Genomic DNA, 16,547 nt, shown 5'->3' with positions numbered 1-16,547 from the left:
TTTCACTTGAAGGAAGGTTGATTTGCCATGAATCCGGTTCTCGAAGAGATTTACAGCACCGTTGCTCCGTCAATGCCGTTCGTCATCGGGGCGTATGTGCTGATGTGGGTGGCTATTCTGGTATACATGCTCGTCATTATGCTGAGCTACAAAAAGGCCGAGAAGCAGATGGCTGTTTTGGAAGAAGCCGTTGCCGAGTTGCAAGCCAAGTAGCAGGATAGCGACGGGCTTTTCGCTCGTGCTACAATAATCGAACGCAATGAACGAGGCGCCGCTTCTGCGGCGCTTCGCGTACGTTGGCTGCGTCGTTGGCACGAACGAATGTTTCACGTGAAACATTCGCGGCGATCTGCCGATCGCGCGGCGCTGCGTGCGCGCTATAGAAGAAAGGTTCCCCTATGAAGGCTCTCATTCCCGCTGCCGGCCTCGGCACGCGCTTCCTGCCCGCCACGAAAGCGCAGCCCAAGGAAATGCTGCTCGTGGTGGACCGTCCGGCCATTCAGTATGTCGTGGAGGAGGGCCTCGCGTCGGATGCCGACGAGGTGGTCATCATCAACAGCCGCGAGAAGAAGGCCATCGAGGAGCACTTCACGCCGAACCCGGAGCTCGTGGAGCTGCTGCGCACACGCGGGAAGGACGCGTACGCCGACGCGGTGGAGCGCGTGGGCGACTACAACGTGAGCTACGTGTACCAGGACGAGGCGCTGGGCCTGGGGCATGCGGTGCGCTGCGCTGCCGAGAAGACCGGCGACGAGCCGTTCTACGTGCTGCTGGGCGACGTGCTGGTGCCTGACAACAAGATGCTGCCGCGCATGCAGGAGGTGTCCGACGCGCATGGCGGTGCCAGCGTCATCGCGGTCATGCCGGTGCCGGACGACCAGGTGAGCCGCTTCGGCGTCATCGCGGGCGCGGCTGTGGAGGGCGAGCCGGACGTGTGGAAGGTGGACGCGCTTGTGGAAAAGCCGGCGCTCGAGGATGCGCCTTCGAACCTGGCCGTGTTCGGCCGCTACCTGCTGAGCGCGCGCGTGATGGAGCTTCTGGCTGATGTGGAGCCCGGCGTGGGCGGCGAGATCCAGCTGACCGACGCGCTCGACGCCGTGCTGCGCGAGGAGGAGATGTACGCGCTCGTCATCGACCCGGCCGACGGCTTCGACACCGGCACCGTGGAAAGCTGGCTCGAAACGAATAACGTGCTGTTCGCCCGCAAGAACGGGTAAGGAACCCTCGATCGCATGGGGCCGAGGACGCATGCTCGTCCTCGGCCCCGCTGATTGTTTGCGAATGCTTTCGCCCTCAACGCTCTATTGCGCCAGGTGGTCGATCGTGCGCTTGATGCACGTGTGCGCGTAATTCCAATAGGGGTCGAGCGCGCTTTGCATGATGTCTTGGTGCGTGTGGCCGAAGTGCCACTGAAGCCTCCCGAAAATGCCCATGACATGGTATTCGGCCAAGAAATTCAACACGTCTGGCGGAACCACCTTGCTGCCCAGCATGTAGCGGATATCGTCTTTGACTGCCGGCACGTACAGCTGCACCAGGTAGACGAATAGGTTGTTGTACGAGCGTTTGTCGGTGCGAAACATGCTGGCGTAGTATTCACGGTTGTCCACCCAGTGGTGCGATATGGTCTTGAAGTACGGTCCTTGCTCCAGGAATCGGTCTTCCGCCTCGATCCTCACGTAAAACGGCCAGTCGCCATACGGATCATGCAGGTCGGGATGGGGCTTGACCAAGGTGCACCCGCTGAATTCCGTCTCGACGGTTCGCTTGAACGACGAGCGGAATATCCAGATGATGAGATCGTCGACGTTCTCGAAATAGTAGTAGAACGTCTTGCGCTCGCAGCCCATGGCGTTGGTGATGTCCACGACGCTCACCCGCCGGTTAGGCGGGGAATCCGTGACGAGGCGCATGAACGTGGCAGCGAATTCTTGCTTCCGGGCATCCTTGACGCTCACTGACCATCACTCCTTGCGAAGGACGTTTCGTTTTCTGAGAGAGTCGGGAGTGGTTGATTGCCCCATTATAAGAGGGTGCATAAAAAACCTTCCCGAGAAGTGTCACCCACTTCCCCGAATGTGGTTCTTGATACCCGAAAAAACGACCCAGTTTGAGCGAACTGGTCATAGTTTCAGCCGATCAGAACCCAGTTTCAAAAGTCTGGTCATATTTGTTCACATGCACAATTACATATACTCCAGTCACCTCGAGGATGGCGGGTCGCACCCGCTTTGAGGGCGCCGAGCGCGCTTGCATCTTCATCAAGAAGGAGGAGAGACATGGCTGGAGGAACATACGATTTCGTGGTGCTCGGAGGCGGTCACAACGGCTTGTTGACCACGGCATATCTGGCGAAGGCGGGATTCAAGGTGTGCTGTTTGGAGGCCAACGATGAGTTCGGCGGCGGCACGCGATCGCAGGAGATCGCACCCGGCTACATTGCCGACACGGGCGGCATGGTGCATAACATGATCTCGAAGACCCCTATCGTCCGCGGTGACGAACTGGGACTGTTCTCGAAATACGGATTAGAGTACTGCTACCTCGATTCGCTGTTCTGCTCGATCTTCCCGGACGATACGAACTTGGTCATGACGAAAGACATCGACCAGTCGTGCCAGAACATCGCGAAGTTTTCCGAAAAGGACGCCGAGACGTACCTTGAATTCAACCAGTACATGACCAAGATGCTGTCGGTTGCCGGCATCGGCTCCCAATCCCCGCCCCCTCCGTACGGCGCCATGATGAACGTCATGAGCATGAGCCCTGAAGGCCGCGAATTCCAGCGCGTTCTCAACTCGTCGGCGCAGCAGATCGTCGAGGAATGGTTCGAAAGCGAGCAGGCGCGCGTCACCTTCACCCGTTGGTGCACCGAGATGATGATCGACCCGCGCGCCATCGGAACAGCGTCGTTGCTGTACTTCACCGCAGGGCTGCACGATCCGGCGAACCCCGGAGCGCCGTTCCCGAAGGGCGGCTGCATCAACTTCGTGAACGCCCTCAAGGCGTGCTGCGAGGACAACGGCGCCGATCTGTTCGAGAACGCGTGGGTCGACGAGATCACCGTGGCCGGCGGCGAGGTGAAGAGCGTGCGCACGAAGAGCGGCGACGAGTACATCGCTGAGAACGCCGTGGTCAGCACCATCAACATCAAGGACGTGTTCGACATGCTGGGCGATGACGCGCCGGTCGAAGACGCCCACTACGTCAAGATCCTCAAGCACTGCGACTTCATGGCGCTCAACCAGGCCTTCGCTTTGAGCAAGGTGCCCGAGTTCAAGACGGGTCCCGAAGTGAACAAGACGTTCTGCATCGAAGCTGCCCCGTGGGAGCCCGAATACCTGGAGACGTTCAGCATGTACACGCTCGGCGGGTTCAATCCGAAGCTGCCCCTCATAACCATCCCGTCGCTCACCGACCCCACGCGCTGCCCCGAAGGCCACAGCGTGGTGAACGTGTACAGCTACGCGCCGTGGAACCTCGACGGCGACTGGCGCAACTGGGAGACGCGCGGCGACGAGCTGAAGAAGCAGGTATGGGACTTCTTCAAGAGCATGACGACGAACATCACCGACGACGACATCATTGCCAAATGGGGCTTGACGCCGCTCGAGTACACGGAATGGGATCCGGCGTTCAAGCACGGCGACATCGGCCAGATCGGCATGCAGCCCAGCCAGATGTACGACATGCGTCCAATCGTCGGCAAGGGTCACCTGTATCACGGCGATATCGAGAACCTGTACTTCCTCGGCAGCTCCAGCCATCCCGGCGGCGGCATCGCGGCGGGTGCGCGTGCGGGCGTTCAGAAGGTGCTGGAAGACTACGGCGTGGACTTCCGCGATGTCGTGAAATAGCCGCTCGATCGGGGAGGGACGCCGTGGTTCGCCGCCCCTCCCCATCGATTAGACAAGGAGGTGAATCATGGCGGGAAAACCTCAGAAGAAGCCCTCGATTGTGGCTCGCACAGAGGATGGGAGCCCCGTTGTCGAAGTGTTCGGCATGAAATTCGATGGGGAGAAACTGATCATGGACTGCAAAGCGCTCGACAGCATGCGGATGGACGTGGTGATCGGAGCCGAGGATATCGCGGCTGGTTGGCCGGTCATCTGGGAGAACAAGTCGCCGATCATGGCGTTCGGCAAACGCGTTCCGAAGGCCGTTCGGGCATGGAAAAGGGAGCAGAAGAAAGGGGCCTCGCCGAAAAGGTGACGCCGCTCTGGAATGAGAGGAGGATGGTATGGGAACTTCGCAGGGAAAGAAGAGTTTCTTTCCGTATCTCGTGGTGGCGACGGGCATCGTCGGATGCTTCGCGCCTTGCGCGCTCGCCCTCAGCTGCGCCGGCATTTTCTTCACGCCGGTGAGCGAGGCGCTGGGGGTGGGCAGGGGCGTGTTCGCGCTCTACCTCACCATCATGCTGCTGGCAACGACGATCGCGCTGCCGTTCGAGGGCAAGCTGATGGAAACGAAGGATCTGCGCGTGGTCCTCTCGGCGGCAGTGGTGCTGATCGGCGTGCCGCTCATCTGCATGTCGTTCTTCACGGCGGTGTGGCAGTTCTACGTGGCCGGCGCGTTCATGGGCGTCGGGCTGGCGGCTCTGTTGATCCTGTCGGTTCCGACGTTGATCAATCGGTGGTTTCGGAAAAACGTGGGCTTCTACATCGGCTTGTGCATGTCGTTCACGGGCATTGGCGGGGTGGTGTTCAACCTGGTGGGAGGCGCTTTCATTGCAAGCGGCCCCGACGGATGGCGTATGGGGTACTTGGCGTTCGGCGTCATCGCTTTGGCGTTGGCGCTGCCCTTCACGCTGTTCTGCGTTCGGAGCTATCCCAGCGACAAGGGGCTTGAGCCGGTGGGGGCGGGGGAAGCTGCGCCGGGCAGCGCAGGGGCCGAGGATATGAACGGCGCCACGGCCGCCGTCGCTTTGAGGACGGCGGCGTTCTTCCTTGTTGCCATATTCGCCGGGCTCATCAACCTTGCCATCAACTTTTACCAGTACCTGCCGTCGTATGCGACGTCGCTCACCCAGTATCCCGACGTCGTGGCGATCTCGGCGACGTTGGCCTCGGCGGCGATGCTTGGGCAGGCTATCGGCAAGGTGGTGCTCGGCATCATCAACGACAAGGCCAGCGTGTACGCCGGATTGTTCGTGTCCACCGGGTGCGGCGCGCTCGGCCTCGCCGTCATGTGGCTGGTTCCGGGCTCGGTGCCGGCCATGCTGGCGGGAGGGTTCGCGTTCGGCGTGTTCTACGCGAGCGCGACCGTGCTGGCGCCGCTCATGGTGCGCACGATCTTCGGCACGCGGGAGTACTCGACCATCTATTCGCGCATCGCGATGGTGGGATCGCTGGCCGGTGCGTTCGCCGCGAGCGTATGGGGCTTCATCGTCGACGCGGCGGGATTCTCGAACGTGTTCATCATTGGCATCGCCGGCGCGATCCTCGTGGCGTTGTTCGGCGTCCTCGCCCTCAACGCCCGGAAGAACATTCCGGAGCGCTAGGATGACGGGTCTGCCGCCGCGTGGGACGGGCGGCGGCAGACGTCACTCCACCACGTTCTGCGGGTGCCCCTCGACGAAGGCACCCACGTTGGCGGCTACCGTGGCCAGCAGGCGGGCGCGGGCCTCGTGGGTGGCCCAGGCGATGTGGGGCGTCACGACGATGTTCTGCCCCTTGGCCTGCAGCAAGGGGTTGTCGGCGCGCATGGGCTCCACCGACACGACGTCGGCTGCGAAACCGGCCAGCTTGCCCGAGCGCAGCGCGTCCACCACGGCCTGCTCGTCCACGAGCGTGCCGCGCGCGGTGTTCAGCAGGTAGGAGCCGTCCTTCATCTGCGCGATGGTGCGCTCGTTCATCATGCGGTCGGTCGCGGGGGTCGCCGGCACGTGCAGGCTCACCACGTCGGAGACGGCCAGCAGCTCGTCGAGCTCCACCTGGCGCACGCCGTCTCCTTCGAATTGCGGCTTGGGCGAGCGATTCTCGAACACCACGAGCATGCCGAAGGCGCGGGCGATGCGGCACACCGCTTGGCCGATGCTGCCCATGCCGACGATTCCCATCGTCTTTCCCGCCAGCTCCACGAGCGGCGTGTTCCAGAACGAGAAATCCTTGGCGCGCGTCCAGCCGCCGTCCATGACGAGCTGCGAATGCTCGCCCACGTGCAGACATAGCTCAAGCAGCAGCGCGAACGTCATCTGTGCCACGTCGGGCGTGGAGTACGCCGGAACGTTCGACACCGTCACGCCTCGTTCTCGCGCCGCGTCGAGGTCGACGACGTTGTAGCCGGTCGAGGTGAGCGCGATCATCTTGAGGTGCGGCGCCCAGCCGAGCGCTTCGGCGTCCCAGATCACTTTGCTCGACACGGCGATGTCCGCTTCGGCCACGCGCTGCGCCAGCTGGTCGCGCGATGTACGGTCGTACACGGTGACGGTGCCGTACGACTCAAGCGCGTTCCAGCTGAGATCGCCGGGGTTGTTCACGTATCCTTCGAGAACCACGATGTTCATGGGTTTCATAGGCGTTCCTTCCCGAGAAAAAGGATCGGCCCGGGGAGAGGGGAGCTCCACCGGGCCACAAGGAGGGGATGATGCGGTACCTATTGGGTACCGCTCTGCTTTAAGGGGTAAGCAGATGCAAACTGAAAAGGAGGGGAGCCTTTCGTTTGCTGAAGCCATTATAAAAGTTGACATTGAATATCATATGACGTACACGTGCATGTTTTGTGAATTGGGGGCCTTGAAAGTAACAGATAGGTAAACATGACGCGAAAACATAGGGAAAAACCCGTGAGCCGCTTGACGGGCCTTGCCTACGCGGAGGCGCTCGCGCCTTCGTCGCAGTCGATCGCGCAATCGACGCCGGCGGCCATGGGCACGAACTCCTCCGCAGCGGCGGGGTTCTCGATCGCCCTCGACCCACGGCGCAGATACGCTCGCACAGCTTGCAGCGCGGCCAGCTGCTCGGGCGCCAGCGCGCCCTCGGCGCGGTCGCGCCGCAGGCCCGCTGCGAGCATGCCCAGGAAGCGTGCGGACACCACGGCCACGATGGTGGTGGTCAACAGCAGCTGCACGCCGCCGATCTGCTGGGCGACCCAGGCGACGTCGGCGTAGCCCGCAGCCGCAAAGGCCGACGCGAACCCGTTCGTGGCCAGCAAGCCTACGGCCATGGGGAAGGTCATGCCCGCATAACCGGGATGGAACTGCACGCTGAAGAACTTCGGCAGCTTCACGATCACGTAGCCCAGCGACACCACGACGCAGGCGAACAGCAGCGCCAGCACGACGAGGTTCGGCTCTGCGAAGGCGTTGACGTACGACACGAGGCACATGCTGCACGGCCCCAGCATGATGGCCTGCGAGTGCATCATGGCTTCGGCGACCTCGCAGCGCTTCATGCGCCACAGCATGAACGGCGTGAGCGCCACGTAGATGACGATGCCCCACACCACGATGCCCGCCGCCAGCGGTTCGGGCATGAACTGCATGCCGGCCACGGTGGACACCATCACGCCGTTCGTAGTGACGTACCAGCTGGGCATGAACGTCTTCCACTCGAAGCGTCGCACGAAGAAGCGCACGAAGAACACCGCGATATGCACGGTCAGCACGCCGAGCATCATGAAGAACACCGCTTCGGCCGCCGTCCACAGCGCGGGCACGAGCTGCGCGTAGAATGCGCACAGCACCATGATGAGCATAGGCACCGTGGGGTACAGCGCGGCCAGCATGGGGTTCGCGTACTCCGCCGCGACGACGCTTCGGAGGTGGAACGCGATTTTCAGGCAGTAGGCCAGGACCACGATCGTGGCCGCGATAACGGCGAGCCAATGGACGAGCGGGAAGCCCAGCGTGTCGTAGAACCCGCTCAGCACGAGCAGTCCCAGCGTGGCAGGCACCACGGGCAGCGGCAAGCGCGACACCTTGTCTTTGAGGTACGCCATGGAGCCCCTTCCAGTTGCTCTCGGTAGTCCGGTCATCATCATACACCTTGCGGCAATCAGAACAAATGTTACGCTATCCCGTTTGGCGCATACTCCCCGGCCCGGCCTCGTCTCCGACAGGTGCCCTCAGCGCATAGTCGCGCCGCCGAAATGGCAAGTTTTCACCGGACTCGGACGTCTCGGACCGGGCCGCGGGCGCGCCGGGACGCTCCGCCGCGCATAATGCCTGGTCGCGAGAAACCCCTGTCGTGCCGATAGCGCCTTGCTCGCCCAAGGCGGGCCGCAAACGTCCGAATCCGGTGAAAACTTGCCATCCGAGCTTCTGTCGGATGCATAAGGGGCGGGGCGTTCGTGTCAGTCGCTTCTCGTCGGACGTTATTCGCTGAACGGGGAATCAGAACAAATGTTTCACGTGAAACATCTGGATGGCCGCGGCGCCACGCAGCGCGATGGGGGCGGGCGGGGGTGGCGTGCGCGTCCCTGAGAAACAGATCGGCCCGGGGAGAGGGGAGCTCCACCGGGCCACAAGGAGGGGGATGATGCGACGCTTGCGCATCGCTCTGCTTCTAAGGGGGTAAAGCAGAGGCAAACTGAAAGGAGGGGAGCCTTTCGTTTACAGGACCCAGTATACGAAACGTTCGCGAACATCGTATGACGTGGGCGTGCGCGTTTTGTGAAACGGAGGCCTCCTATGTAACGGTTCGTAAACAGGAGCATTCCGGTCAACAAAAAGCAAGAGATGGAGGCTGCGTTTTGCTAGGCCGAAGGGGCGAGGCGTTGGGGTATGATCGTCGAGATTCGATCATGGGAGGTGGGGTCGCATGTCAAGTTCCGCCACGTCGTATGGCGCGGACACCCTTCGGCGGGTGCGCGTCGACGCGGCGTCGTGGCTGGCGTTCGCCGCGCTGCTTGCGTGGATGTTCGGCTTGTATTGGAGCGACGTGCAACTCGGCCTGTTCCCGTTGAGCCAAGGCGACGTGCTGCAGATGCGCGCTCTGTGGCTCGGTTCCGAAGCGGCCGCACTGTTGGTCGCGCTGCTCGTCGCCGCGCGCCTGGTCGCCCGCGCCTGCGTCGCGGCCGTCGTTTCGGGAGCGTTGCTGTTCGCGGGAACGGTCACGCTGCTCTTCGGGCCTGCGATGGCGTCTTCCGAAGTTCTGCAGCCCGTCGGGGTGGCCTTGACGGGAGCCGGCAGCGCCGGCCTCTTGGTCTTGCTGGGCGTGTCGCTTGCACGTAAAGGGGCGAAGGCCCTGCTCATCGACGTGGCTCTTGCCTTGCTCGTCGCCTCGGCGCTCGACGCGGTTCTTTTGCTCCTCCCTTCTACGGCGCAGCAGCTCGTATTGGCGTTGCTGCCGGCCGCTGGTTCAGCGTTCACGGTGCTGGCGGTTCGCGACGGGGCTGCGTCGTCGACGCAGTCTCAGGGCACCGCCCGTCCTGGCTTCAGCACGGTGCGCGTCGTGGCTTTGCCGGCGATCGTCGGGTTGGCTTACGGGCTGATGCAGCGGCTCGCCGAAGGAGCCTTCCCGTCGGATGGGGGTGTGGGGAATGCGGCCACCATCGTCTCGTTCGCGATCTCCGCGCTGGTGATAACCCTCACGGCGCTGTTCCTCGATTCTCGCAAGCTCATCAAAGCCGTCTGCTTCGTCGCGATCCCGGTCATCGGCATCGCGTTCGTCATGCTTCCGCTGTTCTCGGGAGCTCGCGAGGCCATCCTCGGCGTGTGCATCGTCGGGTTCAACAGCTTCTACTTCATCGTGTGGGCGTTGTGGGCCGATGCGCGCGATGGCTCGGAGCTGCCGCGGCGCTTCACGTTGGGGCTGCTCGTTCTGGTGGCCGCCGAATGCTCCGGCTCGCTGCTGGGCCTGTTCGTCCTCGAGGCGGTGGAAGGCTCGGAGGCGACGCTCGCGGTGGTCTCGCTCGTCGTGGTGTACCTGCTGTTGATGGCGGGCATCCTTTCGTTCGACCGTTCGATGCGCGCCGCTTTACGGGAAGGGGGGATCGTCAAGGGCCCTGAGCCTTCCATCGACTTGCAGACATGGGCGACGCGCTACGGCCTTTCGGCGCGGGAACAGGAGGTTTTCGAGATGTTGGCGCGCGGGCGCAATCGCGCGTACATCTCGAAGACGCTGGTGGTCTCGGACAACACGACCCCGCACTCACATGAAGAACGTGTACCGCAAGCTGGACGTCCATTCCCAACAGGAGCTCATCGACCTCGTCGAGAGGGGAGGCGCGGAAAACGAAGGGGCCTGGTGATCCAGGCCCCTTCGGAAGGCGGACGCAGGCGGGTCGGCGTTTAGGCCTCCGACTCTGCAAGCGCGTTCTCGCCTGCGCTGCGTCCGAACGCGAGCGTCGCCAGGATGCCGGTGCCCGTGCCCGGGTAGTACGAGCCCATGAATCCTCCGGCTACCTGGCCGGCGGCGTACAGGTGCGGGATGGCTTCGCCTTGGGTGTCGAGAACTTGCGCTTTCGTGTTGATCTTCAACCCCCCGAGCGCCCCCAAGCTGTAATCGTAACTGCGCGTGGCGTAGAACGGCGGCGTGTCGATGGGTTCGAGCCCGCATGCCCGCGTGGGGAACTGGCTGTCGCGTTTTTCGGGCGCGGCCATGTCGGCGTTCCATGTGTCGAGCGCGGCTTGCAGGTTCGCGGCGGGCACGTCCATCTGGGCGGCAAGCTCCTCGACGGTGTCGGCCTTGAGCACCGAGCCGTCGGCGATCTCCTTCGCGAAATCGTCGCTCATCGGGCTCACGCCGCCCACGACGGCGCCGGTGAGCGCTGCGGCGTTCGCGTCGAACACGCCCCAGGCCACGTGATCTTCCTGCGCGAAGATGGCGCGCAGGACCCAGGCGTAATGATCGGACTCGCTCACGAAGCGGCGACCGTACTTGTTCACGATGATGCCCGGCACTTCGGGAACGCCGGGAAGCGTCGGGGTGCCTCCGATGTTGTTCGACAGCCCGATGAAGCCGCCCATGCCCTCGAGGGCGGCGCCGACCGACATGCCCATGCGCAGGCCGTCGCCCGTGTTCGTGGGCGCGGTCAGAGCGCGGCCGTCCTTCAGCGCTTGCACCATATGATAGTTGAACGCCTTCGCAAACTCCTCGCTACGATCGTAGCTGCACGTGGCGAGGACGACCGCCTTCTTACCGCGGTAGCGCTTCTTGTCGTCGGCGACTGCGCCGGTGACCGTTCCCTCGTCGTTTCGGACGAGTTGGAGGGCCGCGGTGTCGTAGACGAATTCGACGCCCGCCTCCTCGGCGGCTTTGAGCAGCGCTGCCACATGGGCTTGGCCGTACATGAGGTCGTTCTCGTCGGTTCCGGCGAGATGGATGCGCGGCGCGATGACAGAGGGATCGACGTTCGGCACCGTGCCGTTCCCGTACACCACCTCGTACTTGATGCCGAGCTCCTTCATGAACTCGATGCACGAGGGCGCCTGCTCGCAGGCGAATCGCACGAGCTCCTCGTCGAGTTGACCCTCGCCGCATTGCAGATAGTACTCGGCATGCTTCTCGGGCGTGTCGTCGGACACGCCGGCGAATTGCTTCTGCTCCTCGGTGCCGGCGGCTTGGATGACGCCGGACGAGTTCGCGGTGTTGCCTCCCGCCATGGCGGCGGCTTCCAGCACGGTCACCTTCGCGCCGCCGCGCGCGGCAACGACGGCCGCGGTGAGCCCGGCTCCGCCCGCTCCGATAACGAGGACGTCGGCCTCGTTATCCCATGTGCCCGAGTCGGCGGCGGCGTTCGTCTCGCCGTTCGGCGCGCAGCCGGCGATGCCGAACGCCGCCAATCCGGCTGCAGCCATGCCGGCGCCTGCCAGAAACTTCCTTCTCGATACGCTTGCTTCCATGATTCCCTCCTCAAGGATCGGTCCTTCCCGCACGGCGTCTTCGCCGCTGCGACAGCACGCACTATAGGGCCGTCCGTGAAAAAGGGAATCACATCGGCGATGTGAAAAGCGATGTGAAATCGCTGAATCCGCAGGTGAAGAAAGTGGTGCCGATCGGTGCGCCTTCGGCGCTTGGCGTCCGCGAGCTTTCGCGAGAGCGTCTCGCGGCCGAGCGCACCCCGCCGACCGTCGCACTTTGCCGACCGTCCCACACTGTCGGTCGTCCCACACTGCCGGCCGCGCCTTTATCGGCTTGGCAGAGATCGCACGATATGAACGAGAATAGACAAGACTAACTTTTTGCGACCTGGAGTTTTCTCATTTGGCTTCGCGGATCAGGGCGCAGAATCGTTCATATCGTGCGATCTCTGCCAGCGGACGGAACGGTCTGCTCAGCCTATGCATGTCAGCGCACCGCCACCGTTACACTAGGAAAGAGAGAGGAACCGCGCACCCGTCGCGTCCGCAGCCGTCGTCGAGCCGAACCCGCCGCCGATGCACGGTCGGCCCCGCATCGCGCCGAAAGGCAGACTGCGTCCGCTGATACGCGCCGCAAGAAACAGATCGGCCCGGGGAGAGGGGAGCTCCACCGGGCCACAAGGAGGGGGATGTGCGGCACCGAGGTGCCGCCACTGCTTTGTAAGGGGAAAAGCAGTACAAACTGAAAGGAGGGGAATCTTTCGTTTGCAGGACCCAGTATAAAAGTAAGCCTTGAAGAACACGTGATCGACTCATGTTCGTCCTGTGAAACGGCGGCGAAGCATCGGTGAACGTCGCGCCCTCTTCCGTCCGCCGGCGCGTCTGCGCCGTTCGCGCGCGGGGCTTTTTGGTATCATGGAGCACCTGACGAAAGGATGCCTTCATGCCCGATATCGCTCTGCGCTTTCATAAGGATATGCTCGTGCTGTCGTCGCCCGTCGCCGCGGTTCTGGCCCGCCAGGGGTTCGACGTCGAGCACGACCTCGAATTCGCCAACCTCGTCGAACCGGAGGCGGTGCGCGACGCGTTGCGCCTCAATAAGGTGGCGGGCGCGCAGTGCCTCGTGGCGAACACGGCCAGCATCACGCCGGCGCGCCTGGCGCATCGCGGCATGGAGGATCGCGCGGTGGAGATCGTGCGTGCGGGCCTCGCGACTGCACGCGAGCTGAAGCCCCAGCACCTGCTCGTGGAGGTCGGCCCGTGCGGGCTGCCCCTCGACCCCGCCAGCAAGTCGTCGCTCAACGAGAACCGCGAACAGTACGCCCGCGCCGCCCGCGCCTGCGACGGCCAGGAGTTCGACGCGTTCTTCCTCAACGGGTTCGCCAGCCCGTCCGACCTCAAGTGCGCGCTCATGGGCGTGCGCCAGGTCAGCGGCGCGCCGGTGTTCGCGTCGGTGGACGTCGACGCCGACGGCATGCTGGCCGATGGCCGCCATGCGTTCGAGGACGCGCTCGCGGTCATGGTGGACTACGAGGCGAGCGTGGTCGGCTTCGCCACCGCAGCGCCGCTCGAAGCCGCAGCGACCTTCGCCCGTCGCGCAAGCGGCGCGGGCCGTCTGCCCGTGCTCGCCCAGCTGATCGTGCGCGAGCACAAGCCGAAGCAGGGCGACGCTACGCTTGAGAACCCGTATTACTGCCCCGACGTGCTGGTGGGTGCGGCCACGCAGCTGCGCGCGTCCGGAGCCCAGTTCCTCCGTGGCGTCGGAGCGGCCACGCCGGCCTACGCGGGCGCGCTCGTGGCGGCCAGCGAGGGCTTCGACGTCGTGCGTCCGGACGTGGAGGAGTAGGCATGGCCGGATCGAACGTGGTTCGCAGCCCGCACTACGGCGCGCTGCAAGACGTGGTGGACTCGCTGTACCTCGGGCGGGGACCGAAGGAGCGGCTGCGCCGGCTCGACATCGTCGTCGCGGCCGAAGCCGCCGACCTGCCCGACGACCTCGCCGAGATCGTCAACCTGCTGCCGCCCGGCGCCTATACGCGCCAGCGGCTGTGCGACCAGCTGAACTCGGCCATCGGCGGGCATGCGTGGGGACAGGTGTACGGCACCGTCCAATAGCGCGCCGGCGTCCCGCGTAACCCGTCGGTTTCGAATCTCCCGCACCCTGTGGATACTCTGTGAATCGCACCTCTGCGTTATGTGTGAGCGACGTGTCGGCTATCGATACCCCCTTGCGCGCCGAAGCAGACGCGGGTACTATATGTTCACTTTCCAAACACAAACCACCACTACATATTGTGGAAAACAAGGCGCAGATCGTGTGGAAACCCTGCGCATAAACCGGGCGAAACCACAGCTCGCAACGGCAAAACGAAGAACCGAGAAGAAGCACGAAGAGAGGACTCGAAGCATGGTCACGACCATCATGAAGCGCGACGGCCGAACGGTGGAATTCAAGCAGGACAAGATCGCCGAGGCGGTGGAGCGCGCGTTCCAGGCGTGCGGCGCCATGCAGGATCGCGCCGCGGCCGAGGATATCGCGCAGCGCGTGGTGGACAAGCTCGAGGAAGGTGCCATCGAGGGCACGCCGTCCGTCGAGGGCGTGCAGGATCTCGTGGAGGAGACGCTCATCGAGTCGGGCTTCGTGCAGACGGCCAAGTCCTACATTCTGTACCGTGCCGAGCGCAGCCGCTCGCGCGACGTGAACAGCCGCCTCATCCAGACGCTCAAGGACATCACGTTCTCCAAGGCGTCGGACTCCGACATGAAGCGCGAGAACGCCAACATCGACGCCGACACCGCCATGGGCACCATGCTCAAGTACGGCTCCGAGTCTGCCAAGCAGTTCTACGAGATGTGCGTCATCGACCCGAAGTTCGCGCGCGCCCATCGCGAGGGCGACATCCACATTCACGACATGGACTTCTACACGCTGACCACCACGTGCTGCCAGATCGAGCTGCGCAAGCTGTTCAAGGGCGGCTTCTCCACGGGCCATGGCGTGCTGCGAGAGCCGAACGACATCGCCAGCTACGCGGCGTTGGCTTGCATCGCCATCCAGAGCAACCAGAATGACCAGCACGGCGGACAGGCCATCTGCGACTTCGACTACGGCCTGGCCGAGGGCGTGCGCAAGACGTACCGTCGCCTGTACAAGAAGCACCTGGCCGAAGCCGTGGACCTGCTCGTCGGCGACGCGGTGGAAGATGCGCGCGCGTTCGCGCAGGACACGCTCGCGCGCATCGAGGCCGAGACGGGCATCTGGGCGAGCCTGACTATGGACGAGGGCTTCGAGGCCGCCGTGCGCGCGGCGCTCGTGGAGGCCGGCGCCACCGAGGAGGCCGCCGACAAGGCCGTGGCCTACGCGGCCAAGAACGCCATGGGCGACACCGACCGCACGACGTTCCAGGCCATGGAGGCGCTCGTGCACAACCTGAACACCATGCACAGCCGCGCCGGCGCGCAGACGCCGTTCAGCTCGGTGAACTACGGCATGGACACCACCCCCGAGGGCCGCATGGTCGTGAAGAACATGCTGCTGGCCACCGAGGAGGGACTCGGCTCCGGCGAGACGCCCATCTTCCCCGTGCAGATCTTCCGCGTGAAGGAGGGCGTGAACTACAACCCCGAGGATCCGAACTACGACCTGTTCAAGCTGGCCATGCACTGCTCCGCGAAGCGCCTGTTCCCGAACTTCAGCTTCATCGACGCGCCGTTCAACGCGCAGTACTACAAGGGCACGCCCGAGACGGAGATCGCCTACATGGGCTGCCGCACGCGCGTCATGGGCAACGTGTACGATCCCGATCGCGAGATCGCGCCTGGCCGCGGCAACCTCAGCTTCACGTCCATCAACCTGCCGCGCCTCGCCATCCGCTCGAAGGGCGATCTCGACCTGTTCTTCGATCTGCTCGACGCGAAGCTGGCGCTGGCGGTGGGGCAGCTCGACGAGCGCTTCGAGATCCAGGCGCGCAAGCACGTGTACAACGCCCCGTTCCTCATGGGCCAGGGCGTGTGGATCGACTCCGAGAAGCTGGCTCCCACCGACGAGCAGCGAGAGGTGCTGAAGCACGGCACGCTGTCGCTGGGCTTCATCGGCCTGGCCGAGACGCTCGTGGCGCTGACGGGCAAGCACCACGGCGAGTCGAAGGCGTCGCAGAACCTGGGCCTCGAGATCATCGGCCACATGCGCTCGTACCTCGATCGCATCTCGCAGGAGCGCGGGCTGAATTACGGCCTCATCGCCACGCCGGCCGAGGGCCTGTCCGGGCGTTTCGTGCGCATGGACCGCGAGCGCTACGGCTCCATCCCCGGCGTCACCGACCGCGACTACTACACGAACGGCTTCCACGTGCCGGTGTACTACGACATCAGCGCGTTCGACAAGATCGAGATCGAGGCGCCGTACCATGCGCTGACGAACGCGGGCCACATCTCGTACGTGGAGCTCGACGGCGATCCCACCGAGAACCTCGAGGCATTCGAGGCCGTCATCCGCCACATGAAGGACAGCGGCATCGGCTACGGCTCGGTGAACCATCCGGTGGACCGCGATCCCGTGTGCGGCTACAACGGCATCATCGGCGACGTATGCCCCAAGTGCGGCCGCACCGAGGCCGAGCACGGCCACTCGTTCGAGCGCATCCGCCGCATCACCGGCTACCTCGTGGGCACCCTCGACCGCTTCAACGACGCCAAGCGCGCCGAAGAGGGCGACCGAGTGAAGCATCAGATGTAGCATCCTGTTTCATAGGCCTACAAGTCGGCGAAACATGTCGACGCTGTGGGCTTCGGTACGCGCGTCCTC

At 63.8% G+C, this 16,547-nt stretch carries 13 protein-coding genes; 9 read left to right on the top strand and 4 right to left on the bottom strand.

The genetic code is table 11. The annotated features are described in order from the left end of the window. Nucleotides 1-27: 27 nt before the first annotated feature. Nucleotides 28-213 (top strand): hypothetical protein, encoded by a 186-nt coding sequence (locus tag C1A15_RS15845; RefSeq protein ID WP_101723460.1) that lies wholly within the window; start codon nucleotides 28-30, stop codon nucleotides 211-213. A gap of 185 nt (nucleotides 214-398) precedes the next feature. Next, nucleotides 399-1,217 (top strand): UTP--glucose-1-phosphate uridylyltransferase, encoded by an 819-nt coding sequence (locus C1A15_RS15840; protein ID WP_101723459.1) that lies wholly within the window; start codon nucleotides 399-401, stop codon nucleotides 1,215-1,217. A gap of 84 nt (nucleotides 1,218-1,301) precedes the next feature. Here the strand turns inward: C1A15_RS15840 and C1A15_RS15835 are convergent, their stop codons facing one another. Further along, a complete protein-coding gene (locus C1A15_RS15835; protein WP_101723458.1) occupies nucleotides 1,302-1,958 on the bottom strand; it encodes a hypothetical protein in 657 nt (218 codons plus the stop codon). 321 nt (nucleotides 1,959-2,279) lie between these two features. On the opposite strand from C1A15_RS15835, the gene C1A15_RS15830 reads away from it, so the two are divergent. The 3 genes from C1A15_RS15830 (at nucleotide 2,280) to C1A15_RS15820 (ending at nucleotide 5,500) form a co-directional block, all read left to right on the top strand. Then, nucleotides 2,280-3,857, top strand: a complete 1,578-nt coding sequence (locus C1A15_RS15830; RefSeq protein WP_101723457.1) for a phytoene desaturase family protein — start codon at nucleotides 2,280-2,282, stop codon at nucleotides 3,855-3,857. A 67-nt stretch (nucleotides 3,858-3,924) separates the two neighbouring features. After that, the gene (locus C1A15_RS15825; protein WP_101723456.1) at nucleotides 3,925-4,212 is read left to right on the top strand and encodes a hypothetical protein; all 288 of its coding nucleotides are present in this window, start codon (nucleotides 3,925-3,927) and stop codon (nucleotides 4,210-4,212) included. A 28-nt stretch (nucleotides 4,213-4,240) separates the two neighbouring features. Further along, nucleotides 4,241-5,500: an MFS transporter gene (locus C1A15_RS15820; RefSeq protein ID WP_101723455.1), complete on the top strand. Its 1,260-nt coding sequence runs from the start codon at nucleotides 4,241-4,243 to the stop codon at nucleotides 5,498-5,500. A 42-nt stretch (nucleotides 5,501-5,542) separates the two neighbouring features. On the opposite strand, the gene C1A15_RS15815 is transcribed toward C1A15_RS15820, so the two are convergent. Then, a complete protein-coding gene (locus C1A15_RS15815; RefSeq protein ID WP_245865059.1) occupies nucleotides 5,543-6,514 on the bottom strand; it encodes a D-2-hydroxyacid dehydrogenase in 972 nt (323 codons plus the stop codon). Between the two features lie 293 nt (nucleotides 6,515-6,807). Next, the gene (locus tag C1A15_RS15810; RefSeq protein ID WP_180953124.1) at nucleotides 6,808-7,938 is read right to left on the bottom strand and encodes an SLAC1 family transporter; all 1,131 of its coding nucleotides are present in this window, start codon (nucleotides 7,936-7,938) and stop codon (nucleotides 6,808-6,810) included. 821 nt (nucleotides 7,939-8,759) lie between these two features. Here C1A15_RS15810 and C1A15_RS15805 point away from each other — a divergent pair. Next, nucleotides 8,760-10,235, top strand: a complete 1,476-nt coding sequence (locus C1A15_RS15805; protein WP_146001876.1) for a helix-turn-helix domain-containing protein — start codon at nucleotides 8,760-8,762, stop codon at nucleotides 10,233-10,235. On the opposite strand, the gene C1A15_RS15800 is transcribed toward C1A15_RS15805, so the two are convergent. After that, the gene (locus C1A15_RS15800; RefSeq protein ID WP_101723452.1) at nucleotides 10,232-11,785 is read right to left on the bottom strand and encodes an FAD-dependent oxidoreductase; all 1,554 of its coding nucleotides are present in this window, start codon (nucleotides 11,783-11,785) and stop codon (nucleotides 10,232-10,234) included. The genes C1A15_RS15805 and C1A15_RS15800 overlap by 4 nt on opposite strands. A 901-nt stretch (nucleotides 11,786-12,686) precedes the next feature. Here C1A15_RS15800 and C1A15_RS15795 point away from each other — a divergent pair. The 3 genes from C1A15_RS15795 to C1A15_RS15785 all read left to right on the top strand — a co-directional run bounded on the left by C1A15_RS15795 (nucleotide 12,687) and on the right by C1A15_RS15785 (nucleotide 16,478). Further along, nucleotides 12,687-13,589, top strand: a complete 903-nt coding sequence (locus C1A15_RS15795) for a homocysteine S-methyltransferase family protein (protein WP_101723451.1) — start codon at nucleotides 12,687-12,689, stop codon at nucleotides 13,587-13,589. A gap of 2 nt (nucleotides 13,590-13,591) precedes the next feature. Continuing rightward, a complete protein-coding gene (locus C1A15_RS15790) occupies nucleotides 13,592-13,858 on the top strand; it encodes a hypothetical protein (protein ID WP_101723450.1) in 267 nt (88 codons plus the stop codon). A 292-nt stretch (nucleotides 13,859-14,150) separates the two neighbouring features. Next, nucleotides 14,151-16,478, top strand: coding sequence for an anaerobic ribonucleoside triphosphate reductase (locus tag C1A15_RS15785; protein ID WP_101723449.1), 2,328 nt, complete (start codon nucleotides 14,151-14,153; stop codon nucleotides 16,476-16,478). The last annotated feature ends 69 nt before the right edge of the window (nucleotides 16,479-16,547 follow it).

Origin of the sequence: Eggerthella timonensis, from assembly GCF_900184265.1 — a bacterium.
Lineage (GTDB): Bacteria > Actinomycetota > Coriobacteriia > Coriobacteriales > Eggerthellaceae > Eggerthella > Eggerthella timonensis.
This window is presented reverse-complemented; position numbering and strand designations above follow the sequence as displayed.

What these genes read in the sequence shown, in the direction of transcription:
- C1A15_RS15795 (WP_101723451.1), top strand. Translation starts at nt 12,687, where the DNA reads ATGCCCGATATCGCTCTGCGCTTTCATAAGGATATGCTCGTGCTGTCG.
- C1A15_RS15845 (WP_101723460.1), top strand. Translation starts at nt 28, where the DNA reads ATGAATCCGGTTCTCGAAGAGATTTACAGCACCGTTGCTCCGTCAATG.
- C1A15_RS15820 (WP_101723455.1), top strand. Translation starts at nt 4,241, where the DNA reads ATGGGAACTTCGCAGGGAAAGAAGAGTTTCTTTCCGTATCTCGTGGTG.
- C1A15_RS15790 (WP_101723450.1), top strand. Translation starts at nt 13,592, where the DNA reads ATGGCCGGATCGAACGTGGTTCGCAGCCCGCACTACGGCGCGCTGCAA.
- C1A15_RS15815 (WP_245865059.1), bottom strand. Translation starts at nt 6,514, where the DNA reads ATGAAACCCATGAACATCGTGGTTCTCGAAGGATACGTGAACAACCCC.
- C1A15_RS15810 (WP_180953124.1), bottom strand. Translation starts at nt 7,938, where the DNA reads ATGGCGTACCTCAAAGACAAGGTGTCGCGCTTGCCGCTGCCCGTGGTG.
- C1A15_RS15825 (WP_101723456.1), top strand. Translation starts at nt 3,925, where the DNA reads ATGGCGGGAAAACCTCAGAAGAAGCCCTCGATTGTGGCTCGCACAGAG.
- C1A15_RS15840 (WP_101723459.1), top strand. Translation starts at nt 399, where the DNA reads ATGAAGGCTCTCATTCCCGCTGCCGGCCTCGGCACGCGCTTCCTGCCC.
- C1A15_RS15805 (WP_146001876.1), top strand. Translation starts at nt 8,760, where the DNA reads ATGTCAAGTTCCGCCACGTCGTATGGCGCGGACACCCTTCGGCGGGTG.
- C1A15_RS15800 (WP_101723452.1), bottom strand. Translation starts at nt 11,785, where the DNA reads ATGGAAGCAAGCGTATCGAGAAGGAAGTTTCTGGCAGGCGCCGGCATG.
- C1A15_RS15830 (WP_101723457.1), top strand. Translation starts at nt 2,280, where the DNA reads ATGGCTGGAGGAACATACGATTTCGTGGTGCTCGGAGGCGGTCACAAC.
- C1A15_RS15785 (WP_101723449.1), top strand. Translation starts at nt 14,151, where the DNA reads ATGGTCACGACCATCATGAAGCGCGACGGCCGAACGGTGGAATTCAAG.